This window comes from Pedobacter nyackensis, assembly GCF_032678475.1.
GTDB lineage: Bacteria > Bacteroidota > Bacteroidia > Sphingobacteriales > Sphingobacteriaceae > Pedobacter > Pedobacter nyackensis_A.
The window spans coordinates 541,055-562,450 of the sequence record NZ_JAVTSF010000004.1; the positions used below are offsets into that span (position 1 = coordinate 541,055).

A 21,396-nucleotide genomic window follows, 5' to 3' on the forward strand; every position below is an offset into this window, starting at 1 on the left:
CAGCATGCCACGGCTTCGAAACTCAGGCACCTGCAATTCAGTTGATAAGAAATTATTAATTTGCCAGACACACACCAGGAGTGTTAGCGCATTCCTGGTTGTTCTTTATTTTTCGTAGTTATTTATATACAAAGACCCTCCTTCCGTCGATTTTAAATTTTACCTGTTTAGTTGATTCTATTAACTTTAATACGGATGCTATATTATTTTTTCTGGATATCCAACCACCGATCTCAATGTCACTGCTAATCCCTTCTTCATAAACGACTTCTACATTGTACCATCTTTCAATTTTGCGCATAGCGGTTTTAAAATCATCACCATTAAAAACAAAATCGTTCTCTTTCCAGTCTGTGATGTTTTCGGTATTCACTTTCTGAACATTTAAAGACCGTCCATTGTTTCTTGCCTGTTCTCCCGGACTAAGCACCTGAGTTTCCCTTCCGGCAAGTACCTTAACCTTTCCCTCCAAAAGTGTAGTTTTTATGGCATTTTCATTTTTGTAGGCATTTACATTAAAGTGGGTTCCCAGCACTTCCACCTTTTGTCCGGCACTTTCCACAATAAAAGGGACTTGCTCAGGTTTGTGGCCATCCCTCCCGGAAGCATACAGGAGTTTAGCTACTTCAAAATATGCTTCACCTTCAAGCTTTACAATCCTTTGGGATTTGTTCTTATAGCTGGAGAAAAATTCCAATTTACTATCAGCATTCAACCAAACCCTGGTGCCGTCTTGTAAAACGAACTCATATGTTCCACCGCGGGGCGTAGTTGCAATTACGACACTGTTCTCATCCTTTGGAAGAGCTGACTGCTCAGCAGAGAGGGCACTGCCATCACTATAGATAAGTTTGTCATTATCAATTTTCACCCCTGTCTTTGCTTCACTAAGCTGCATCGATTTTCCGTTAACGCTCAATGTTGCAGTGTTTTTTCCGGAAGCAATGCCATAAGATTCCGAAACAAGTTGGGCATAACGGGAGTCGTCAGATTGACGGGAAGCAAAGAAGAACCATGTTCCAAAAGCTATTGCCGTTAATGCAGCTGCAATACCAGCAATACGTGGCCATAGTTTTATAGTTTTTATTCTTGCAACAGGCATTTTAGACGTTCCGCTGATCATCCCGGCTTTGGTTTTATTCCATATAGCCTGTTTATCTGCTTTGTTAAACCTGATTAGCTTCTGCTTTACAAGCTCCTCCTGCATCAATGCATCAAACAGCAGTCTGTTTCCTGCATCTGCTTCCAGCCAGGTATCCAGCCTTTGCTGTGCATCAACATCAGGTTCGCCCCTTAACCGGGCAGCCAATATAGAGGCTATATCAAATTCCTGTTCAAGCATTACTTCTGTTTTCTAAATGTTTTATGGCAATAATTTAACCATAATTATCCTAAATCCCCGGGGTGTGAGTTATCATTATTTAACCCGGATTTAACATAGAGACAACATTTTTGGCAAACGCCCAATTTTTTTTTGATTTTTTTTTATTTGCTCTTCAGATACAGCGTCAGGGCCAGCATCAGCACATCTGGCAAACCCTTCTTTAAAAATGACGTACGCAGTAATTCTACCGCCCTGGCTTTATGGTTACGCACTGTCTTTACATTAATATCCAGCAATTCGGCTATTTCGTCCGTTTTCCTGCCTTCATAATAAATCAGCTTAAAAACCTCGGCACATTGGCCCGGTAGTCCGGCCACTTCTTTATCCAGCACATCCAGAAATTCTGATTCTACCACCTGTTGTAGCATCTTTTCGTTGCCGTTTTCCAATTGTTGCAGATAATCCTCCTGCCACCCGGTCCTACGCTTTAGTTTTTTCAGGTGGTTAAGACATGCATTTCGGCAGCTGATATATAAAAAGGCTTTGATAGTTTGTGCTGTTTCTTTTCGCTCATGCTGTTCCCACAGCTTCACAAAACAATCCGCCACTATATCCTCTGCCTCGGCATCATCACCCGTAAGCCCTGCAGCAAAATAACATAGGGATTTATAATGGAGATCAAAAAAATACTGTAAGGCGGTTTCATCCCCCTTCCTGAAAGCCTCCATTACATCAGACCCTGGCTGCTTATGTTTATCGCTGCTGCTCATTTAATGCGAACTTAAATAATAATTGAGCGAGAACAACAAAAGCAGAACAATATTTTTTGTCCTGCTTTTGTTGTTAGCTCGGATTTTAACCTTCAGTTCGACAAAATGCCCCCGGCTACAGAAAAGAAATATATTATTAAAATAAAGTAAAAGCTATTTTTACTTTATTTTAAAGGTTGTCACAACAAACCCATGGTCAGAAGGATATAAAATTTCTTTACCGTTCAATTTTATTGTTTCATCAAAAAACACTTTATAAGACTCCGATTTTATGGCTTTTAACTTCGGACTTTTGTAGAATATATAATCTATCCGATGATCATCATTTTCTCCTTTAGTATGCCATGTAATGCCAGGATGTGTGATGGCATTTGGGTTCAGGGTTCTATAGGTATCTACCAAGCCGATATCCTGTAGTACTTTTGTTGAATACCATGGAACTACCAGATTATTATGATTTTTCCTGGTTTTGGCAGTCCAATCCAGATGAGAAGGGGTATTTAAATCTCCACCGAGAATCATAGGTATTGAATCCGTTTCTGCTGCATATTTTTTTATATAGGGCAACACCTTTTGTATCATTTCATATTTAGCTCCTGTTCTTTCCCAAACCAGAAGTTCTTCTGCGGTTTTACCTAATTTTTCAGGCTCGTTTTCCCATGGTAAATAATGAAACCAATTCGAGAAAAATCTTATCCTCTGGTTTTGAATTATAATTTCTCGTCCGCCCAAATAAAAAGGATACTCCGTATCAATTCGTTCCGCAAAAGGATACCTTGATATAATTGACAGATTAACACTTTTATCATCCAAGGCAGTACCTTCTTTGGCAATTAAATGAAAGTTGTAGCCTAAGGAATCAGCTATCATTTTGCCAGAACCGTAAGTTTCCACCATCAATATTACATCCGGATCAATTTCTCTTATAATCTGTATGGCGTTGGCTTTCCCATTCTTGCTGTCATTTGCGCCGTGCAATATATTCCAGGCCATTACTTTAAAAGTACCTGACTGCTTTTGAGCTTCGCAGTTTAAAAAAAATAATATCAAGGCTAGAAAGAAAAAAGTATGTTTCATCTTGGTTTTGTATGTTTACTAAAATTTATCTTTAGGCTGTTGTTGAGTTACGCAGTGAATCATTCCACCATTGGCATATAAATCTCTCACGTCTATCCCAACTACGGTTCTATCAGGATAGAGACTTTGTATAATTTTATTCGCTACTGCATCATTAGGATCATTATAATTAGGAACCAGTACTTTTTTATTTCCAATATAATAATTTACATAGGAACCTTTGTAACCCAATTTTTTGCCATAAGTTGTTTCAACATCATTTTTCGTTAACGGGAGTTTCACAATGTTATAGTTCTTTCCGTTTCTATCAGTGGCTGCATAAAGGCTACTAATATCATCTTTGGGTACTTGCCAATATAGTAAATCATCTTCATTCATTGTTACTAAAGTTGTTGTATTACCAAACCGGGCAAAACCATCTATATGCATATCTGTAATTTCCAGACCAGCCTTTCCTTTTAACCAAACAAATTTGGTTACGCCCAGATATTTAGTAAAAACAGCTTCTGCCTCTGCTTGTGTCATATCAGGATTTCTATTGTTATTCAGTATCGCACTTTTAGTTGCCAAGAGCGTTCCATTTCCATCAATTTCAACAGCCCCACCTTCATTTATCATGACATTATTTAGATCAACTTTTGTCCTGTTTTGATCATCAGCAATTTTTGCAGGAACAGCGTTACAATTTTCATAATCTGCTTTTTTCCCCCAGCCATTAAAGCCCCAATCTTCTATAACCAGCTCTCCTTTCTTATCTCTTACGTAGATTGGACCATTATCTCTTACCCAAACATCATCAGTTTGATAAATTTTAAAATCCACATTCGTCAAAGGGATACCTGCCTTATCGAGTAAGCGCATAATCCTGTTTTTTTCTGTATCATCATAAGCGATAATGTGAACATTTTCACTTTCTACCAATGCTTGTGTCATTTTTATCCAGGTGCCATCCAATCTGTTGCGATAGGTGATACCATATTGATATTGATGGGGCCATTGAAGCCAGGTACCCTCGTGCGGCGCCGATTCTTCTGGCATGGTATAAATTATTGCAGAGTCTGCAGGTTGATAATTTTCTTCACTTTTTTGACAGGAAGAAAAAATAGTTAATATCGGTATCATCAGGAATAACATTTTGTTCATGACTTAAGTTTAAACAGTCTTTTTTTTACAAAAAAACCGATAATACAGGTCGATATATTGTCCAAAATTGACAACTATTTCTTTTTAACCGGAATGAGGATCTCTGTAATGTAGTCATCCATGTTTCCTGTGTTATAATCATTTTTCATGTAGTGTTCTATAATAGGAGAGCTATCAAATTCAAGTATCGAGTTAAAAAGCCAGTCTTTATATATTTGTCTGTAGGTATCTTCTATTAAACCATAACTCCCTTTATGAATGTATTTTGCATACCTACCGCCAAAAATCCGGGTCGATAGAAATTCTTTACCCGGAGGTTCTTTATCTATACAAGCTTCATACCTGCATTTTAATTTGTCAGTAATTAATGGCTGATCCACTATGATTCCAAAACATGCTGTAGTTTTGTCTTTTCCGGTAACTATATCAACTTTATCCCATAACAACTCAATTTCAGTACTATCGTAGTTTTTTGTTTGGATTCCAATATAAAATACCTTCATTTCCTTTAAAAAGACCAGCTCATAATTTATACTTCTATTTTCTTCGTTGCTGTTATTGATAAAATTTTCGAAAACAACCAGCTTTTCTCTCCTTGCTTGAATTGGTGAAACTTTAAACTGCTTTTTAAATGCTTTAGAAAAAGATTGCAGGCTATCAAAACCTACAGAATAAGAGATATCAGTAATGGAATCACTTGTATAAATCAATTTTTTATAAGCATGTTCAAGCTTCAGTCTTTTTTGAAATGCGCCTAACGATTCCTTAAAAATAATTTTAAATACACGTTGGACATTCCGATAAGAATAATTAGATATATGTTCTAATTTTTGAATCGGAATATTTTGATGGTAATGTTCCTCAATATATTTAATTATATGCTGAATTTTCTCCAATCCCATATCAAATATGTAATACTCAAAGCTACAATAATGTACTATTCAAACATTGATTTATTTGAAATGGGATTAGCTTTTTTAGTTGATTCCGAAGTGCTACTGGTGGCAGCGAATTGGCCCAAGAGCTATCTGGGCCAGATCCTTGTGATTATTTTAATGCCGCTTTTTTTGCGTCAGTACGCTCAAAAACATTGAAAGGCAAAGACTTACCTGATATCTTTAATACCACAACACCGTGTGCAGGAACCGAAAAAGTGGATGTTGCGTTACTGGAAGTCGTTATATTTTCATGCTTCCACAAATCACGGATAGTATAGGCCTGTTTTGTATCAATCCCTATTTTATCTATATGTAATGTTGCATCTGTGGCAACACTGTTAGTATTGAGAAAGGCTACTGCTACTTCGCCACTTTCGGCACTCGCCAATGGTTTTGCCCAAAGCTGTATGCCTAAACTATCTTGAAGCCTTCTTGCCTGGTAGCAAAACGGGTCCTGATTTAAAGCGATTAACTCTTTATTGGTAACAATAGAAAGCGTTTGCTTTGAAATGGAGCGCAAGTCGTTACCCAAAAGTAGCGGCGAATTCATCATACACCATAAACTAAAATGGCTTTTGTCTTCTTCAAAAGTCATTCCGCGGCCTACCTGCAAAATATCCATATCGTTGAAGTGGCCTGGTGAACAATATCGCCACAGATCGGCGTTTTGATTGATAATGTGAAGTATCGAATTGAAGTTATTAGCAATATCTCCCGATACACGCCAGGAGTCTGCAATCAGCGGAGCCCATTCACCAGGAAATTTCCAACGGCAAATGTTGTAAAGTACCTGTGGCTTAATTACTTTTATCCAATTGGCAATTTGCGTGTAACGGAGTTGTTCATTCAGGTTCATTTTTTCAGCACCGCACCAATCCACTTTTAAAAAATCATAGCCCCAGGTTTTTAGGAAAAGCGTAAGATCTTCTTCATCGTGGTTGTAAAGCCCTGAATTGGTGCCAATAGTATCCTGATCCCAAATAGCAGCGCAGGAGGTAATACCTGCTTCGGTGTAGATACCTGCTTTCAAGCCTTTACTGTGTATATAATCAGCAATGGCTTTCATGCCATTGGGGAAACGCTTTTTATTGTATTGAAGTTCACCCTTGGCATTTCTACCTCCAAAAAAACCATCGTCTATATTTATAAAATTATAGCCCGAATTTTTAAGGCCCGATTTAATCAAAGCGTCTGCCTGTTCTTTAATTAGTTTCTCATCGATGTTGACCCGAAAGTTGTTCCAACTCGACCAGCCCATCATAGGAGTTTTGGGCTTAGATACGGACTGAGCAAAGACTGAGGGGAGTGACAGAAGGATAGCTATAAAAGCAAGCGAGCTGATTTTTATTAGTTTCATTGTTTTTTTCTAAAGATAATTATTTTCAAGTTATCAGCTTGTAGAGAATGATTGGTAAGGGCTGGATTTTAAGCTTACCGGGAAATAATACCCGGTAAGCAAATTTAAATTGGAGCGTTCTAACTATTTTACGAATTTTTGTACCACAATACGTGGCTCTGATGTATTGTAAGAATAATTAAGAGAAAATGTATTGGTAGCAGGGTCAAAGGTATTCGGTCCCCAGTGCTGATCGATATTAGGCGTAACTCCCGACGGGCTGATGGTTACTGTATTGTCGTCGTTAACCTTCAGCAACATATAATAGTTGGAACCAGCCAGATCGGCCAGTGGAGCCCGGTAAGTTTTGTTGCCCTGATATTCAAGCGTTGCCGACAGGTTAATAGCTCTTTCTCCTGAAGTTGGGTGCTTAAATACACCTGTTGCTTTGTAACTGCCGGCAAATTTTGTCCAGGGATCTGGTACATCAAATGTAAATATGGTAGTATTCAGCCGATCTGAAATCTTAAATCCATTGCTAACCGAGCTGAGTACCAATGGAAGTGCGTATTTGCTTCCCGAGGGTATAACCTTACTGTCGATCACTAAATTTAAAACATCGCTGCTGTATTTTCCTTTCTTTATTGTCGTCGTCAGTGACTCAATGCTGTACATATTGGAAGGCAACAATAAATAAGGCGGTCTGTTTTCCAGCGCTTCTGCTTTATTCAATTCGGCCAACCCATTTGCGTTTACAACAAACGTAGCACTAATATCCTGGGATGTCGGATTATAGCCACCAAAATAAGCCCCAAAGTTCAGCACTGTTTTTATTGGGTCAGAAGGTAAGATTGGCTGGAATACGGATACCTTGGAAAATGGCTGGTTAATTGCCTGTGGCATATATATGCTCACAGTTTCGGCATTATCAGTAAAATCAAAAGGAATTTCTTTTTTACACCCGCAAAAAAAGAAACATGTTGTAATGAATATGGTGAATATTTTTTTCATTTTTATTTCTGATTAGATTTGTACTACCATCCTGGGTTTTGGATAAGTTTGGGATTCTTATCAATTTCAGACTGGGGAATTGGGAATAAATAGTGTTTAGTCAGGAATGTTCTTGTTTCACGTACCGGATAACTGTAAATATTCGTTGCGCTTACACTCATATAATGAATTGGTCTATTGTCGGTTACTTCTGCAATTTTCCATCTCCTCACATCCCAGAAACGGTGGTCTTCGAAGGCAAGCTCTACCTGTCTCTCACTACGTATACGTTGTTGCATCTGCGCCTTCGTAAGCCCTTCCGGAAGCTCTGGCATATTGGCCCTTCTTCTGATGGCATTTACAGCATTGTATACTATTTGACCCGGCGCAGCCTCGGCTTCATTTTGTGCTTCAGCAAGATTGAGGTATAATTCCCCAAGCCTCATCAAAAGCCATGGGCGGTATTTTTTATTGGTACTGTTAAAGATATTCACCTCTTCTGCCATAAACTTACGTAGAAAGTAGTTGGTAGGTGGGTGATCTGTTTTCAGGTCTGCCCCTCCCGGACGAACGTCTACCACGCGGTTTTTCCAGGTCATACCATGCCCTACTATTGTTTGATAAAATCTTGGATCCCTGTTTTTAAATGGATCCTGAGGGTTATAACCCGATGCAGGATCGTCAATTGGCAGTCCGTTGGTCATTTGATAGGCTTCAGCCATTTCCTGTGTTGGTCCGGTACCGTACCATCCCCCGACAGCGTTCGACTGGGTAACCTGGTCACGTGAAAAATCATCGCCTGGCCGGGTAAATATAGCTTCCGGATTATTCAGTTCCAGAAAAATCCTTTCATATGCTTTTTTACCGTTAAGATCAGTCAAACACAAACTATATCCATTGCTTTCTGCAGCAGAAATAGCATCCGCATTTGCCGCAGCGGCTGTTGTCCATCTTTCTGGCAGTTTAGCCGGATTATGAAGCGGGCTCGCAAAATACAGTGCGGTCCTGGCCCATAGAAATTTACAGGCTACGGAAGTCATTCTCCCAAACTGGGAATCCACATGCCTCGCTGGAAGTAGAGGAATCGCCAGTTCTACGTTCTTTTTTATAAAAGCGACAACTTCATCAGCTGAATTTCTGGGCACCAGTACACCGTTTGCGTCACTTGGGTTCAAACTTTTTTCTAAAAGGGGTACACCTCCCCACATCCTGAAAAGTTCAAAATAATAGTATGCCCTTAAAGCATAGGCCTCGCCCAGCATTCTTTTTCTGCGGTTCACATCCAGCTCATCCTCAGGGATCATGTCATAATTCTCTATAAACTTATTGATCCTGCGGATAGAATTATAAAAATTAAACCAGTATTGCTGCATCGGAAAATTCTGGGCATTCCAACTTCCGCTGTTAAAGTAATTACAGTCCAGCCCATTGTCCCAGATCTGTTCGGATTCATCCGTTCCCGATGCCAGCAACCAGTTGTTGTCGGCACCAAGCTTAAATATATTGGGCAAAGAGGTATAAGCATTGTTTAAAAACTGCTCGGCATTGGCTGTATTATTAAAAACGTCTTTCTCCGGTATAAAATCACTTGGAGTTCGTTCCAAATAGTCTTTTTTGCATGAAACAGCAGCCAAGCACACAATAAATAAAACAGTACATGTTTTTATATAAAATGTTTTCATTATAAATTTCATTTAAATCGTTATAACCTGATTGATAGACCTGCATTGATGGTTCTCGATGCAGGATATGCTGTCTGTCCCTGTGATGATTCAGGGTCTTGTTCCTGAATCCACATGTTATCCCAAACATGCAGGTTCTGTCCGTTAACAAATAACCTTAAGTAGTTAAGTTTAATTTTACTTATCCATCTTTTCGGAAGTTCATACCCGATTTCTGCATTCCTTAACTTTGTATAATTTGTCCCCATGATCCAAAAGCTGGAAGTCTGGTAGTTGTTTGATGTCCGCCTTCCGTTAGGTAACAGAGGGTTTTCAGTATTTGTCGGTGTCCATCTCTGCTCCCAGACACTCCTTCCCCGTAAAACAAAATCAGGATTGCTGCTTCCCATAAAGGTTGTACTTCCAAGTGCGCCGTTCAGCAAAAAACTAAAATCAAATCCCTTGTAAGCCAGACGAAGAGAGGCTCCCCATACATACCTGGGAACATTTTGGATCTGAACAGGAACCCTGTCGGCAGCATCAATTACTCCATCCTTGTTGACATCCAGATATTTGATGTCGCCGGGCATTGTTGTAGAAAAACGTTGCACCGGACTATTATTAATTTCCTCCTGTGAATTGAAAATTCCGATCGATTTATAGGCCAGCTGATAACCAACTTCATAGCCTTTCAAATCCTGATAAGGGTATGCCGGGGTGGGCTGATCATTGTTAATAATTTTATTTCTTGCATAAGTAAGCTGCATAGTTGAAGAGATCGTAAAGCCTCCAAACTTTTTTGTAAGCAGTAATTCCGTTTCGAAACCTCTATTCAATACTTCTCCTGTATTTCTGGGTGCCAGGCCACTTACTCCAATATAATCAGGAACAGTTCCTGCATTTAACAGAATGTTGCTCCTGTTTTCACGAAAAATATCGAACGTAATTTTCGCAAAATCCTTAAATAAATAGGCGTCTACACCTAAGTTAGCTTTCTTTGCCTGCTCCCAGGTTACATTAGGATTTCCGACCCTGTTTTCAGAATAGCCACCCTGCCCTGCTGGAGATACACCAAAGCTATAACCGCCTGTCGGTGCAAAGTCTGAAATGAACAGCCACCTGTTACCTCCAACCTTATCATTTCCCGACAACCCGTAAGAACCACGGACCTTCAGGTAAGATAGCATATCATTTTTTGGCAAAAACGATTCGTTTGTAACTACCCATCCTGCACCAAATGCAGGAAAAAAGCCATATCGTTTTCCTGCCGGAAAGTTCTCTGAACCATTATAGCCGAGGGTAATTTCCGTAAAGTACCGGTCACCATAGCCATAAGTAATCCTGCTACTCAATCCCTGATAAGCGTATGGCAGATCGTCGTTTATAATAGATAAAGTACGGTTTGCCAATAACTGTGCTGAAACGTCATGCTTTCCGAAACTTCTATTGTAATTAACCCTGAAATCTATATAATTACTTCTTGTGATCCTGCTCGAACCTGACGTAGCCAGAGATGTCTTGGTACGGATCTGCTGATATATGGGTTTATTCTCTGCATCCAGTCCTTTATACCAGAAACTGTCATAATTCTGGGTTCTTTGAGTAAATTTATTATTGTCATTCTGAAAAGTGAAAGTTGCCTGCGCGCTTAATCCCTTAGTCAGAATATCCAGGTTATGTCTCGCGGTAAATGCACCGTTAAGTACATTGGTATAATCGCTGTAATATCCTGACTGTGTAAGTGCCGCAAGCGGATTATGTTTGTCGGATGCCCAAAATACTTTACCCCCATGCGCAATTGACCCATTTGGATTAAAAGGAGCGGTAACATTAGGTAAAATAGAATTTAACGCTGAAAAAATCGCACCGTAACCAGCTCCCGGGCCATCTCTCTGTTCCAGCCTTCCGGCAACATCTACCGAAAGCTCCAGCATTTTTGTGACTTGCAAATCAATATTTGAGCGAAAGTTGTAACGATTAAAGCCACTCTTTACTCCATAAGCATTCTGGTCTTCATATTTAAAAAGTGCACTTTGATTGGTCATACTTCCCGAAACAAAGTATTTCGCGAATGTAGAACCTCCCGTGAAATTAACATTGTATTGCTGCTGTGGAGTCGATGATTTCAGGAGATAATCAAACCAGTTCATATTGGGATATGTGTAAGGATCGGTACCGGCTCTGATAATGTCCAGATCTTTTTGTGTCCAGATCTCAGTTTGCTGGGCCTCATTATCAAATAAGGCACTGTTGTAAGTATCCATCATCTGAGGTAACCGGATAGGTGCTACCGAGGCATACTGGCCTGTAACATTTATTTCTGGTTTTTGATTTAACTTACCCCTTCTGGTAGTTACTACGACCACACCATTGGCTCCCTGAATGCCATACAGAGATGTAGAATTGGCATCCTTCAAAATGGTCAATGATTCAATTTCATTCGGATCCAGCTGTGCGAAATCATTTGTAGATCTGGGCAAACCATCTACCACAAATAAAGGAGCCGTAGACGATCCCAATGTAGCAAGACCACGGATGTATAAATTGGCCCCGTCTCCTGGAGCGTTTGAAGTTTGTGTGGTAATTAAACCGGGTAAACGTCCGGCCAGTGCATTGGTTAAGTTCGCAACCGGGCTTTGTTTTAGTTCTTTGGTTGTAATACTCGCAATGGCCCCGACAACTGATATTTTCTTCTGGCTGTTGCCTAATGCTGTAACCACAACCTCATTTAAACTCCCCACGTCTGATACAAGTGTAACGATGAGCTCTGTTTTTGCGCCCACAGAAACTTCCTGGGCTATATAACCAACGGAAGAAATAAGCAGTATAGCGTTTTCACTGATGTCGCGCAGACTAAAACGTCCATCCTCATCTGTCGTTGTAGCTCTTGCTGTACCTTTTACTTTAACACTAACACCCGGTATGGCAAGACCGGCGTCATCTATTACTCTTCCTTGAACATTAATATTAGCGGTGCTGACTACAAGTCCTGAAGGTAAAGGGTTAGCCCGCTGTTTAATAATGATGTTCTTTAACTCTATCGTAAAATAAAGCGGCTGGTTCTTAAATATTGCCGTCAATGCATCATTTAAAGGGACATCCTTAAGGTTTACAGTGACCGGAGACGCCTTTTTCATATCCTTTGAAATATAGAAAAGTTCAAAACCTGATTGTTTTCTTACGTTTTCCAAGACCTTTTCAAGTGGACTGTTTTTTTCAGTCAGACTGATGCTTTGTGCGAGGGTTGATGCACTTGCCTGGAAAATGATAACTACCAGGAACATAGCGGTTAGCTTCATAGCTCGTATTATATTTTTATTTAAACCGCTCAGGCGGTTTAAATTATACTCATAAAATTTCATACATTTGGTTAGTTTGGATTAAAATGAATAGACACAGCCATTTGGCTGTACATTTTCATTGTTCAGTTAATGTTTGTTTCGTTGCAATATTTATTGAGTTTATCCAAATATTATAAACTGGGAGTGCTAGAACACTCCCGGTTTTAATTGGATTAAGGTAGATTTATGTCATAACCTTTATCCTCCTTCCTTCGACTTTAAATTTAAAACTTCCGGTAGAACCGAGTACTTTAAGCATTTGAGAAAGCGTGTAGTTTCGTGATAACCGGCCTTTGAAATATATTTCCGATAAATCACCTGTATAACTTACCTCTACATCATACCATCTCGCAATTTGTGCCATTGCCTCCTTTATTGGCGTGTCATTAAAATCAAAAAAACCATTTTTCCAGGCTACTGCACTTTCCGCATTAACTTCATTTACCATGATTTGATGAGCCTTAGTTAAAATGGATTGCTGATTGGGTTTTAGTACAGTGAATTTTGAATCTTCGGTATAACCTACCGGAATCACCTGCACCGCACCTTCCAATAATGTCGTCTTTATAGCAGCTTCGTCAGCATAAGCATTCACGTTAAAATGTGTGCCCAAAACCTCTACTTTTTGTCCTCTGCTAGACACTATAAAAGGTATACGTTCTGTTTTTGACTTACCTTTTGTTACTTTCTTTAACCTACTACTTTTAGCAACTTCAAAGTAAGCTTCACCTTCCAGATGAACCACCCTGGTATCCGCAGTAGAGAAATCAATGGGAATTTGCAGTTTACTCGCGGCATTCAACCATACCTTAGTTCCATCTGACAATGTAAACATATAAGTTTGGCCAATGGCGGTGCTGGCGATTATATCATCCGTCTCTTTGTAGTCATCTTGCGTTCCCGCGGGATCCAATCGCTCTCCTAAAACAGTTCCATCAACGTAAGTCAGCCTATCATCGCTTATCATTACTCCGCTTTTTGCAGGACTCAGCTGAATGACCCTTCCGTTTGCCAGTGTTAATACTGCACCATTTTTTCCAGGTGCTATATCTTTTGCGTAGTTCATGGGGGCTTTCTCCATCTTATTTCCTTTAAAATAAGGTGAGGTAAAAAACCAAATTCCAAAAACAACCATCGCTACTGATGCTGCAACTGCAGTACTTCGTATCCACAGCCTGGTAGTTTTGCGTACCAGGGGTAAATTTTGTTCTACAGCCTGAAGACCTTCTGTAATTTTTTCCTCAGTCAGCTCCTCGGCGCCTATATGTTCATAGGTAAGATACCAGCTTTCAAGCAAAGCCAAATCTTCAGCGTTCGCCCTCCCCTCTCTATATCTTTCCCAAACTGCTTTTACTTCTTCTTTTTGCATAAGTATCGGAAGACTTGATTTTCTTCTTAATACCAATACAGTTTACAAACAGTAATCGGGTACAACGTATTGAAATTATTTTAGAATATTTTTTTTAGAGATAAAAAAAGCAATCCTATGCTATAAAAAAAACAAACAAACCATTACCCCTAAACGAATCCTTAGCTGTCTTAAGGCGCGTTTTAACTGAGTGGCCACTGTATGTTCTGATATGCCAAGCAGATCAGCAATCTCTTTATTTCTTAGGTATTGATACCTGCTAAGCGTAAATATCTCCCGCATTTTATCAGGAAGTTCATTGATTTCCCGAGCTATCAATTCGGCCATTTCATGCTCCCTCACCAAATGGTCTGTCATGACTTCATATTTCAACGAGAATTCCTGTACAGAATCCTCATAAAGAGTCCTGACATTTTTCTGTGCAAAAAGATTTAAAATTCTATTCCGCATGGCGACATACAAATAGCCAGAGAGGTTTGCAGCGTGATCTAAATTTCCTTTATTGTTCCAAAGCATTAAAAAAACATCCTGGATAACATCTCCTGCTTCACTAGTATCACCAAGCTTTTTATAGGCATGACGATAAAGTAAAGACCTATATCTCTCATAAATTTCTGTATAGGCATACCTATCTCCCTGCTTTAGTAAAGCAGCAAGTTCCTGATCTGAATAGGTACGGTATGTAGCCATTAATTTGAGTTATCCCTTTAAATCTAACAAAATTTTTACAAGAATATACAAGTTATTCGACAGTACCCAAATGTAATAAGTTTTTTTCCCTTTTCTTCTAAAAGGGATTAGAAGGCTAGCTCTCTTTCCGACAGGTTGCAATGAAAAAAAAGCCTTAGATTTCTCTAAGGCTTTCAGTGCTCATTGATTATCTCTAACCCTTACGCGCCATCTCTACCATCTGCACAACTTCTTCTGCTACAGCTTCGTCTTTACCCTCAAAGCCCTCTAAACTAAACCGCACTCTTCCATTACCGTCAATGATAAATTTAGCGGGGATTCCTTTCACCTTAAATAGCGTAGCGGCTGGAGGTAGTTTAGTAGCAGGATCTATAGTGTCCATATATAAATCAAAATTATACTCACGTTTGCTCAGAAAATTTTTGGCATCAGTCAGAGGATCTGCCACATTCTCCCAGGTGTGAATAAATAGAAATTTAACATTCGGATCATTGGCATATCGGTTTGCGGCCATTTGCATAGCTGGGAACGATGCAACACAAGGCATGCACCAGGTAGCCCAAAAATCCAATACAATTGTTTTACCTTTAAAATCTGTCAGAGAAACTTTTTTCCCATTTACATCTGTTACCGTAAAATTCGGCGCAGCCTCGTTGATTATCAGTTTAACAACACGGTCTTTGATCTTCTCAATGAAAATGCTTTTCAACCCGGCAATATAGGTGTCAATATCCTTGTCTGGATTTAATTTGGCGTAACCCTTTCTTACCTGTTCAATATATCTTTGCTCAAACTTGCCATTCTCTACCGCTTTTGCTAAAACAGGTAGAGCTTCCTCATATTTACCTTGCAGACTGGAAAGAAAGGCGTAATTTTCAGTAAGCTCCCCGTCCCTGTTTTTAATGTTATGATAAGCCTCAGATGTATATTGATAGGCCTCATCATTTTTCCCGGCCTTGAAAAGGAGTTTACCATACAAATTTATAAAGTCGTCGTAAGCAGCTTTAGGGTCTACCTTTAATGGCTGACTTAAAGCAGTCTGACCTTTCATTTTTTTGGCTTCTTCTAATTTTCCTGCTGCAAGTTCTAAGGCTTTTGCGTTATCTATTGGAGCCATAAGCTCAACTGCCATTGTTAAGGCCCTTAACCTAAATACAGGATCTTTCATTGAATTGACGTATTGAAGCACTTTAGCTGAGTTTGGATCTTCAGCGTATGAACTCGAAACCAAACTTTTTTCCATATCTAAATTAATATTCGGATTAGCTTTAATCATGGATTGAAGGTGAGCTTCAATATGCTCACTTCCACTTATTTTTAGAAAGGAGGTCATCCGTTGCATTCTTGCCTCCTGACTGTTAGGATTTTTTTTAACAGCCTTTTTCTGTTGTGCCATAATGCTTAATGAACTTAGCATCAAAATGGCTAAAATTAGTCTTTTCATTTTCTTTATTTTTTAGTGTTGTTCTTTATAAATTCTGCAAGTGCTGCTATGGGCATAATAATGCTCGATGTTCTGCTTCTCCTGGCAATGTTAATTCCATAAAAATCCCCTGCATTATTGAATACCGGGCTTCCACATTCATCTGCTTTGATAGCAACATCATGAATCAGCACATTTTTAAAACCGTCAGACCGGGCACTACGTCCACCGGGATATTCGAAAGATACGTGCCGCACAGTCGGTTGTCCTTCCAGGTATACATTAAACTGCATCGGACTTCCTTCCCTGGTAATGTCTATGGTGATGGAATCGCCCGCTATATACTTTGCAAATTCCTGGTCATAGTCTGCCGCCGTATGCACCGCAACTCCATTGACTTTGGTCACCTGATCTTTTGGCTTAAGATAAGATGCTACTGCGCTTCCCCTATCAATTCTATTCAACGTGATTTTCCCATCCGCATACCGGGCAGCTGCACCTAAGTATCCCATACCAGATGTCAATGGCATATCGGTATAAGTGGCACTAAGTATTCCTACACTGGTAGCATCCTTTGATAATGCCGTAACCAGAATCTTTCCCAAATCTTTAATTTCAAGTGTCGGATTTTTAGCATCAGCTTTGATCCTGATTCCATTCTCCAACCTCCCGGCAACGCTTAATAATACGAGATCATTTTCCCTATCTCTTTTAACGACCTGAACGGGTAGAGTTTTGTCACCAATTTTGAGCAAGGCATTATTGAATACCATAGAACTTTTACTGACAATGTAGCCGGCATTGCCATAATTAATCAAAGTTCCCAGAATAGACACCTGTTGTTCTCCTCTACTACTTGTTAGTCTCAGCACACTTTTACTTTGCATAGGGGAAATTTCTGCAACCTTCTCCAGCGCAGGAACGGTTTCCATAGATACTGAAGTTACCGTTGCAGGCAAAGCATCTGCTTCAGGAAATGCCGCGTAATCTTTTGCGACATTTAGCGCCGTCCAGTACTTCAGAAAATGATCAACAGGAACATCATAATTCTGGGCTTCATTTTCCTTGATCCAGCTATGAATTCCTACAACTCTACCATGTTCGTCAAACAAAGGGCCTCCCGAGTCACCTGGTTCCATCTTAGCCGATGATTCGATAAAACCATCGCTTAAATCTATATCAGATATTCTACCATATCTTACATTTGGCATCGCTTTGAAAAAAGCACCGGGATAAGAAATGCTGATTACCGGCTGATTCAATTTCAGTTCAGTGCTCGGCGCCATTTTTGCAAAAGGCCATTTTCCCGGCTTTAGGATTTTCAGCATTGCCATATCATAATCTTTTTCCTTATCCTGCAGTCCGATCCTTCCCAATCCTACCGCTACGCGTTTACTCCCGTCTGGAAAAGAAACCATATATACCTGGTTAGGCATTGCAGCATGAGACACTGTAAGAATATGACCTTCTGCGGAAACCACCACTCCTGTAAAGCCATTTGCTTCATCCACTCCATCCTGCACCTTATTCTTTAGGGTATCCCATTCTATAATATAAACACTACTTGTCATCGCCTTTTCCACGCAATTGGCAATTAGTTTTTCAATCCTTTTAGCCTCTGGCTTACGCTGGCTGTACCCATTTATTAAGGCAAGACAAAACAGTCCGAGTAAACTCAGCTTTAAATACTTCATTTTAATTCAATTAATTATTTACTGATTTAACTGACGACCGTGCCTTAGTCAGCTCTATCATAGCTTTGAGCTTATAAAACTCCTTATCGTCTGACCCTGCGTAGCCAATTCCCGTTTGATTGATATTTCCGTTCGCATCAATGATAAATTTCTGAGGTGTTCCTAAAGCCCCTAATGCTTTAAAAATGGCTTCATCATTATCGAATAATACAGTTAGTTTATAGCCTTTCTTATCCATATAAGGCTTTACGATATCCGGACTTTCCCCTTCATTAATCACAAATAACTGGAAGGATTCATTTTTATAAAAATCAACAGCGCGTTCAAATGCCGGAAATGCCGCGACACAAGGTTTACAAGCTGTACTCCAAAAATCTATAACAACGATTTTACCTTTGTAATCAGACAACTTAACGGCCTTGCCCGTCATGTCCGATAAAGTAATATCCGGTGCAGGTTTGGTGTCTGCAATCCATGCTTTTTCCACTTCCTTTACAATCTTCTGATAAGCCTCCTCTTGTAACGCAGTGATATACTTGTCCACCTCCGGACTGTTACCTTTAGCTTTTTGATAGACTTCTTTTAATATAACTACCGTTTTTGGGGTTGAGATGGCAGTACGTACTGCAGCAGAAAGCGTATCCAATGCCCTTTGGTGCTGACCAGCTACAGAAAGTATTGCTCCATAACGGGTGAGGTAGTTCGCCTTAGAATTTCTGAAATACGGCATATTTCTGAACATTGCATTGACGCCTGACTTTTCGATGTTTTTCAGGGCTATATCAATGTTACCTAACCTGGCATTTGCCAATGCATTTACTTCAAGCAAAATTCCGGTTCTGCTAAATGTATCATCGTGTACTTTCCTTGCTATCTCATCTAAAATTTGCTTTGAAATTTGCTCCACTACAGCAATATGCTTATTATCATCAACCCAATACTCAAGCAGATTACTCAAATCAAATAACTGCAATGCTGTAAATTTTGGATTGGTATTCTTGTAAAATTTATATTTTTCAATGTTACCCTTAATAAGCCAGTCTACGGCAAGCTGTGCGCGGTACTCACTATATTGATCTGGTTTAGCAGGATCAACAGGACTTTTTTCGATCAGGTCATTATAAAACTTTTCTTCATCCTCTACTTTAACCAAAGCGTTAAATTGCCTGGCAATCTGTTGTGATTTCTGCTGCGCATAGACTGAGCCCGAAACCATGAACAATAAAAATATTAGCTTTTTCATATGCGTTGATTAACTGCGTGCTTTGGTAATCTCAACCATGGCTTTTAGCTTATAATATTCTCTATCTGTAGATCCGGCATAACCTGAGCTGAAAAATCGAATATTGCCCATTGAATCAAAAATAATCTTAGTAGGTGTAGCGGCTACATTGTACGCTGTATTTTCCTGATCCTGTAATACACTTAGGGTAACAGGTTTTTGTGCAGCAAATGCCTTTACAGCAGCGTTCTCCTCAAATATATTCACCACAAATAATTGCAAATCATCTTTTTTATAATCCGACACAACTTTTTCAAATCCAGCAAAAGCAGCTACACAAGGAGTACATAATGTAGTCCAAAAATCCAGGACCAATATCTTTCCTTTATAGTCTCCAAGATTAACTGTCTTTCCATCCAAATTTTTCATTGCCACGGATTCAAGGGGCGTTTTAGCCTCGAAAGAGGTTATCATTTCAGAACCACCACTAGGGTCTGGGAACTTTCCTGTGATGGTCTTGCTTGGAGCGGAAACATAATGCGTCTCTACTTCCTTATAATATTTTTGATAAGCTTCGGCTTTGAGGGATTTAAGGTAAGCATCAAAGCCCTGATCTGTACCTTTAACCTTCTTGAAAGCTTCTTTAAATGTCTCAACCATATATGAATTGGATTCTGCTTCTTTAAAGGCCTTGTCCAACACATCATAAGCCTTTTGATACTCACCGGCAGCCAACATCACCATAGCTTGGCGATTCAGATAGTTAGCTTGCATGTCCTTAAAATATTTAATCAGACGTGATTCGCTCGATTTATCCTCAGATGATTTCGCGATCATCTTCTTAGCTACATCAACATTTCCCAACTTCGCATTAGCTGCCGCATTCACTTCAAACAAAACCGAAGGTCTGACAGCATCGCCATCCATTTTACCTTTAGTCAAATCATCTAAAAGCGCTTTTGAAATTTTTTCTGCATTAGCATAGTCTTTCTTTTCATCTAATAATTTCTCTACGGCATAACCTAAATAAAGCGCTTGCCGATATGAAAATTTAGGACTGGTAGATTTATAATATTGATATCGCGCTACATTTCCTTTGAATAACCAAGCCAATGCGAGTTCGGCACGAAAATCATTTAAAGCGGTCGGTGCCAGGTTCTGAGCCGGCCCTTTGATTACTTCATTGTATTTTTTCTCCTGATCTTCCACTTTCTGGATCAGGATAAATTCGTTTATACTGTATTTATTTTTTGGTTGCTGTGCCCAGACTGAGCTGGAAATCAATAACAACAGAATAATTTTCTTCATGATCTATGATATAATTGATTTATTTAATTAATTCGGCAAGTGTGTCGTGCAAAGCCTTTCCTCTTAAATCTTTACCAACGATCTTACCCTGGGGATCAACAAGTACATTCGCGGGAATAGAAGAAACGTTATACATTTTGGTAACCTCACTTTTAGAAGCTTTGAAATCACACACTTGTTTCCAAGGCAATTTGTCCTCGGCAATAGCTTTTAACCAGGCCTCTTTTTTCTCATCTAATGAAACACCCAGTACCTGAAAGTTTTTGTCTTTATATTTCTCGTAAGCAGCCAGTACATTGGGGTTCTCCGCGCGACAGGGTACACACCAGCTGGCCCAAAAGTCTACAAGCACATAGCCTCCTTTGTAAGATGCCAGTGATATTGCCTTTCCTTCCGTATCGTTTAGGGTAAATTCAGGAGCGGATTGAGTTCCAGACACCGCTAGTTTTGCTTGATCCAATTTCGGTTTCCAACGCAATACCTTTTCCGTATTTTGCATTCGTTTGCTGAGCGTATTGTACATAGGCTCCACAAGCTTCGGATTTATGGAGCTTTGTGTAAATAAATCCATCAGGTCTACACTAACGTAGCTATCCGGATAAGATTTTACCATATACGAAACCAAAACTTCGTAAAATTCCATTCCGCCATCATTTCCACTTGCCGCTTTACTCCTGGACGTTGCCTCATTAGCGTAAAACTCCCATGCTTTCTGGTCCTTACCGCCACCGGCATACGAAGCCATTCCGGCAGTATCAAATGTGACATTGATATTTCCATCCAGATAAAACAGCGCTACATTCTTCATATTATTCCCTTCTTCGCCTGATTGGTTTCTACGACCGGTTTCTCCGGCAGGACGGGGAATGATCAGATTCAGTTCCGCCAGTTGCGGTCTTGCGATAGTGGCCTTAAACTCAAATTTCCCACCCTGAATTGCTAACGTATCCGCTTTGTATTCGCCACCTTTATCATCCGGTGGATAAGACATCACAGCGTGTGTAGCTTTATGTGTTGCCGGAATTTCACCTTTTATGGCATATTTCGTTTGCGCATTTGAGCTTACCGGTGCCAGAAATGCAAATGCTATTGCAAGTAATTTATTCATAT

At 39.6% G+C, this 21,396-nt stretch carries 16 protein-coding genes; all 16 read right to left on the reverse strand.

What is annotated here, in order from left to right; all coding sequences use genetic code 11:
• Positions 1 to 118: 118 nt before the first annotated feature.
• Entirely contained in the window at positions 119 to 1,342 is a 1,224-nt protein-coding gene (locus R2Q84_RS16195; RefSeq protein ID WP_316817619.1) for a FecR family protein, read from the reverse strand.
• A 143-nt stretch (positions 1,343 to 1,485) separates the two neighbouring features.
• The gene (locus R2Q84_RS16200; protein ID WP_316817620.1) at positions 1,486 to 2,094 is read right to left on the reverse strand and encodes an RNA polymerase sigma-70 factor; all 609 of its coding nucleotides are present in this window, start codon (positions 2,092 to 2,094) and stop codon (positions 1,486 to 1,488) included.
• A 159-nt stretch (positions 2,095 to 2,253) separates the two neighbouring features.
• Positions 2,254 to 3,171 carry an endonuclease/exonuclease/phosphatase family protein gene (locus R2Q84_RS16205; protein ID WP_316817621.1) on the reverse strand — a complete coding sequence of 306 codons (918 nt, stop codon included), beginning with the start codon at positions 3,169 to 3,171 and terminating at the stop codon, positions 2,254 to 2,256.
• An 18-nt stretch (positions 3,172 to 3,189) separates the two neighbouring features.
• Positions 3,190 to 4,314 carry an agmatine deiminase family protein gene (locus R2Q84_RS16210; RefSeq protein ID WP_316817622.1) on the reverse strand — a complete coding sequence of 375 codons (1,125 nt, stop codon included), beginning with the start codon at positions 4,312 to 4,314 and terminating at the stop codon, positions 3,190 to 3,192.
• 74 nt (positions 4,315 to 4,388) lie between these two features.
• Complete coding sequence (locus tag R2Q84_RS16215; RefSeq protein ID WP_316817623.1) at positions 4,389 to 5,216, reverse strand: AraC family transcriptional regulator; 828 nt, start codon at positions 5,214 to 5,216, stop codon at positions 4,389 to 4,391.
• Between the two features lie 145 nt (positions 5,217 to 5,361).
• On the reverse strand, positions 5,362 to 6,609 hold the full coding sequence (locus tag R2Q84_RS16220; RefSeq protein WP_316817624.1) for a glycoside hydrolase family 27 protein: 1,248 nt from the start codon (positions 6,607 to 6,609) through the stop codon (positions 5,362 to 5,364).
• 123 nt (positions 6,610 to 6,732) lie between these two features.
• Positions 6,733 to 7,599, reverse strand: a complete 867-nt coding sequence (locus R2Q84_RS16225; RefSeq protein ID WP_316817625.1) for a BT_3987 domain-containing protein — start codon at positions 7,597 to 7,599, stop codon at positions 6,733 to 6,735.
• Positions 7,600 to 7,622: 23 nt separating this feature from the next.
• Positions 7,623 to 9,182, reverse strand: coding sequence for a RagB/SusD family nutrient uptake outer membrane protein (locus R2Q84_RS16230; RefSeq protein ID WP_316817626.1), 1,560 nt, complete (start codon positions 9,180 to 9,182; stop codon positions 7,623 to 7,625).
• A 98-nt stretch (positions 9,183 to 9,280) separates the two neighbouring features.
• Positions 9,281 to 12,538, reverse strand: a complete 3,258-nt coding sequence (locus R2Q84_RS16235) for a TonB-dependent receptor (protein ID WP_316817627.1) — start codon at positions 12,536 to 12,538, stop codon at positions 9,281 to 9,283.
• A gap of 226 nt (positions 12,539 to 12,764) precedes the next feature.
• Positions 12,765 to 13,949, reverse strand: coding sequence for a FecR family protein (locus R2Q84_RS16240; protein WP_316817628.1), 1,185 nt, complete (start codon positions 13,947 to 13,949; stop codon positions 12,765 to 12,767).
• Positions 13,950 to 14,069: 120 nt separating this feature from the next.
• On the reverse strand, positions 14,070 to 14,639 hold the full coding sequence (locus R2Q84_RS16245; RefSeq protein ID WP_316817629.1) for an RNA polymerase sigma-70 factor: 570 nt from the start codon (positions 14,637 to 14,639) through the stop codon (positions 14,070 to 14,072).
• 193 nt (positions 14,640 to 14,832) lie between these two features.
• Positions 14,833 to 16,083 (reverse strand): redoxin domain-containing protein, encoded by a 1,251-nt coding sequence (locus R2Q84_RS16250; RefSeq protein WP_316817630.1) that lies wholly within the window; start codon positions 16,081 to 16,083, stop codon positions 14,833 to 14,835.
• A 5-nt stretch (positions 16,084 to 16,088) separates the two neighbouring features.
• Positions 16,089 to 17,756 (reverse strand): trypsin-like peptidase domain-containing protein, encoded by a 1,668-nt coding sequence (locus R2Q84_RS16255; RefSeq protein WP_316817631.1) that lies wholly within the window; start codon positions 17,754 to 17,756, stop codon positions 16,089 to 16,091.
• 10 nt (positions 17,757 to 17,766) lie between these two features.
• Entirely contained in the window at positions 17,767 to 18,999 is a 1,233-nt protein-coding gene (locus R2Q84_RS16260) for a TlpA disulfide reductase family protein (RefSeq protein WP_316817632.1), read from the reverse strand.
• A 9-nt stretch (positions 19,000 to 19,008) separates the two neighbouring features.
• Positions 19,009 to 20,286: a TlpA disulfide reductase family protein gene (locus R2Q84_RS16265; protein WP_316817633.1), complete on the reverse strand. Its 1,278-nt coding sequence runs from the start codon at positions 20,284 to 20,286 to the stop codon at positions 19,009 to 19,011.
• 19 nt (positions 20,287 to 20,305) lie between these two features.
• Positions 20,306 to 21,394 carry a TlpA disulfide reductase family protein gene (locus R2Q84_RS16270; RefSeq protein ID WP_316817634.1) on the reverse strand — a complete coding sequence of 363 codons (1,089 nt, stop codon included), beginning with the start codon at positions 21,392 to 21,394 and terminating at the stop codon, positions 20,306 to 20,308.
• Between the last annotated feature and the right edge of the window lie 2 nt (positions 21,395 to 21,396).

What these genes read in the sequence shown, in the direction of transcription:
- R2Q84_RS16205 (WP_316817621.1), bottom strand. Translation starts at nt 3,171, where the DNA reads ATGAAACATACTTTTTTCTTTCTAGCCTTGATATTATTTTTTTTAAAC.
- R2Q84_RS16240 (WP_316817628.1), bottom strand. Translation starts at nt 13,949, where the DNA reads ATGCAAAAAGAAGAAGTAAAAGCAGTTTGGGAAAGATATAGAGAGGGG.
- R2Q84_RS16225 (WP_316817625.1), bottom strand. Translation starts at nt 7,599, where the DNA reads ATGAAAAAAATATTCACCATATTCATTACAACATGTTTCTTTTTTTGC.
- R2Q84_RS16210 (WP_316817622.1), bottom strand. Translation starts at nt 4,314, where the DNA reads ATGAACAAAATGTTATTCCTGATGATACCGATATTAACTATTTTTTCT.
- R2Q84_RS16265 (WP_316817633.1), bottom strand. Translation starts at nt 20,286, where the DNA reads ATGAAGAAAATTATTCTGTTGTTATTGATTTCCAGCTCAGTCTGGGCA.
- R2Q84_RS16250 (WP_316817630.1), bottom strand. Translation starts at nt 16,083, where the DNA reads ATGAAAAGACTAATTTTAGCCATTTTGATGCTAAGTTCATTAAGCATT.
- R2Q84_RS16235 (WP_316817627.1), bottom strand. Translation starts at nt 12,538, where the DNA reads ATGAAGCTAACCGCTATGTTCCTGGTAGTTATCATTTTCCAGGCAAGT.
- R2Q84_RS16200 (WP_316817620.1), bottom strand. Translation starts at nt 2,094, where the DNA reads ATGAGCAGCAGCGATAAACATAAGCAGCCAGGGTCTGATGTAATGGAG.
- R2Q84_RS16195 (WP_316817619.1), bottom strand. Translation starts at nt 1,342, where the DNA reads ATGCTTGAACAGGAATTTGATATAGCCTCTATATTGGCTGCCCGGTTA.
- R2Q84_RS16255 (WP_316817631.1), bottom strand. Translation starts at nt 17,756, where the DNA reads ATGAAGTATTTAAAGCTGAGTTTACTCGGACTGTTTTGTCTTGCCTTA.
- R2Q84_RS16260 (WP_316817632.1), bottom strand. Translation starts at nt 18,999, where the DNA reads ATGAAAAAGCTAATATTTTTATTGTTCATGGTTTCGGGCTCAGTCTAT.
- R2Q84_RS16215 (WP_316817623.1), bottom strand. Translation starts at nt 5,216, where the DNA reads ATGGGATTGGAGAAAATTCAGCATATAATTAAATATATTGAGGAACAT.
- R2Q84_RS16220 (WP_316817624.1), bottom strand. Translation starts at nt 6,609, where the DNA reads ATGAAACTAATAAAAATCAGCTCGCTTGCTTTTATAGCTATCCTTCTG.
- R2Q84_RS16245 (WP_316817629.1), bottom strand. Translation starts at nt 14,639, where the DNA reads ATGGCTACATACCGTACCTATTCAGATCAGGAACTTGCTGCTTTACTA.
- R2Q84_RS16270 (WP_316817634.1), bottom strand. Translation starts at nt 21,394, where the DNA reads ATGAATAAATTACTTGCAATAGCATTTGCATTTCTGGCACCGGTAAGC.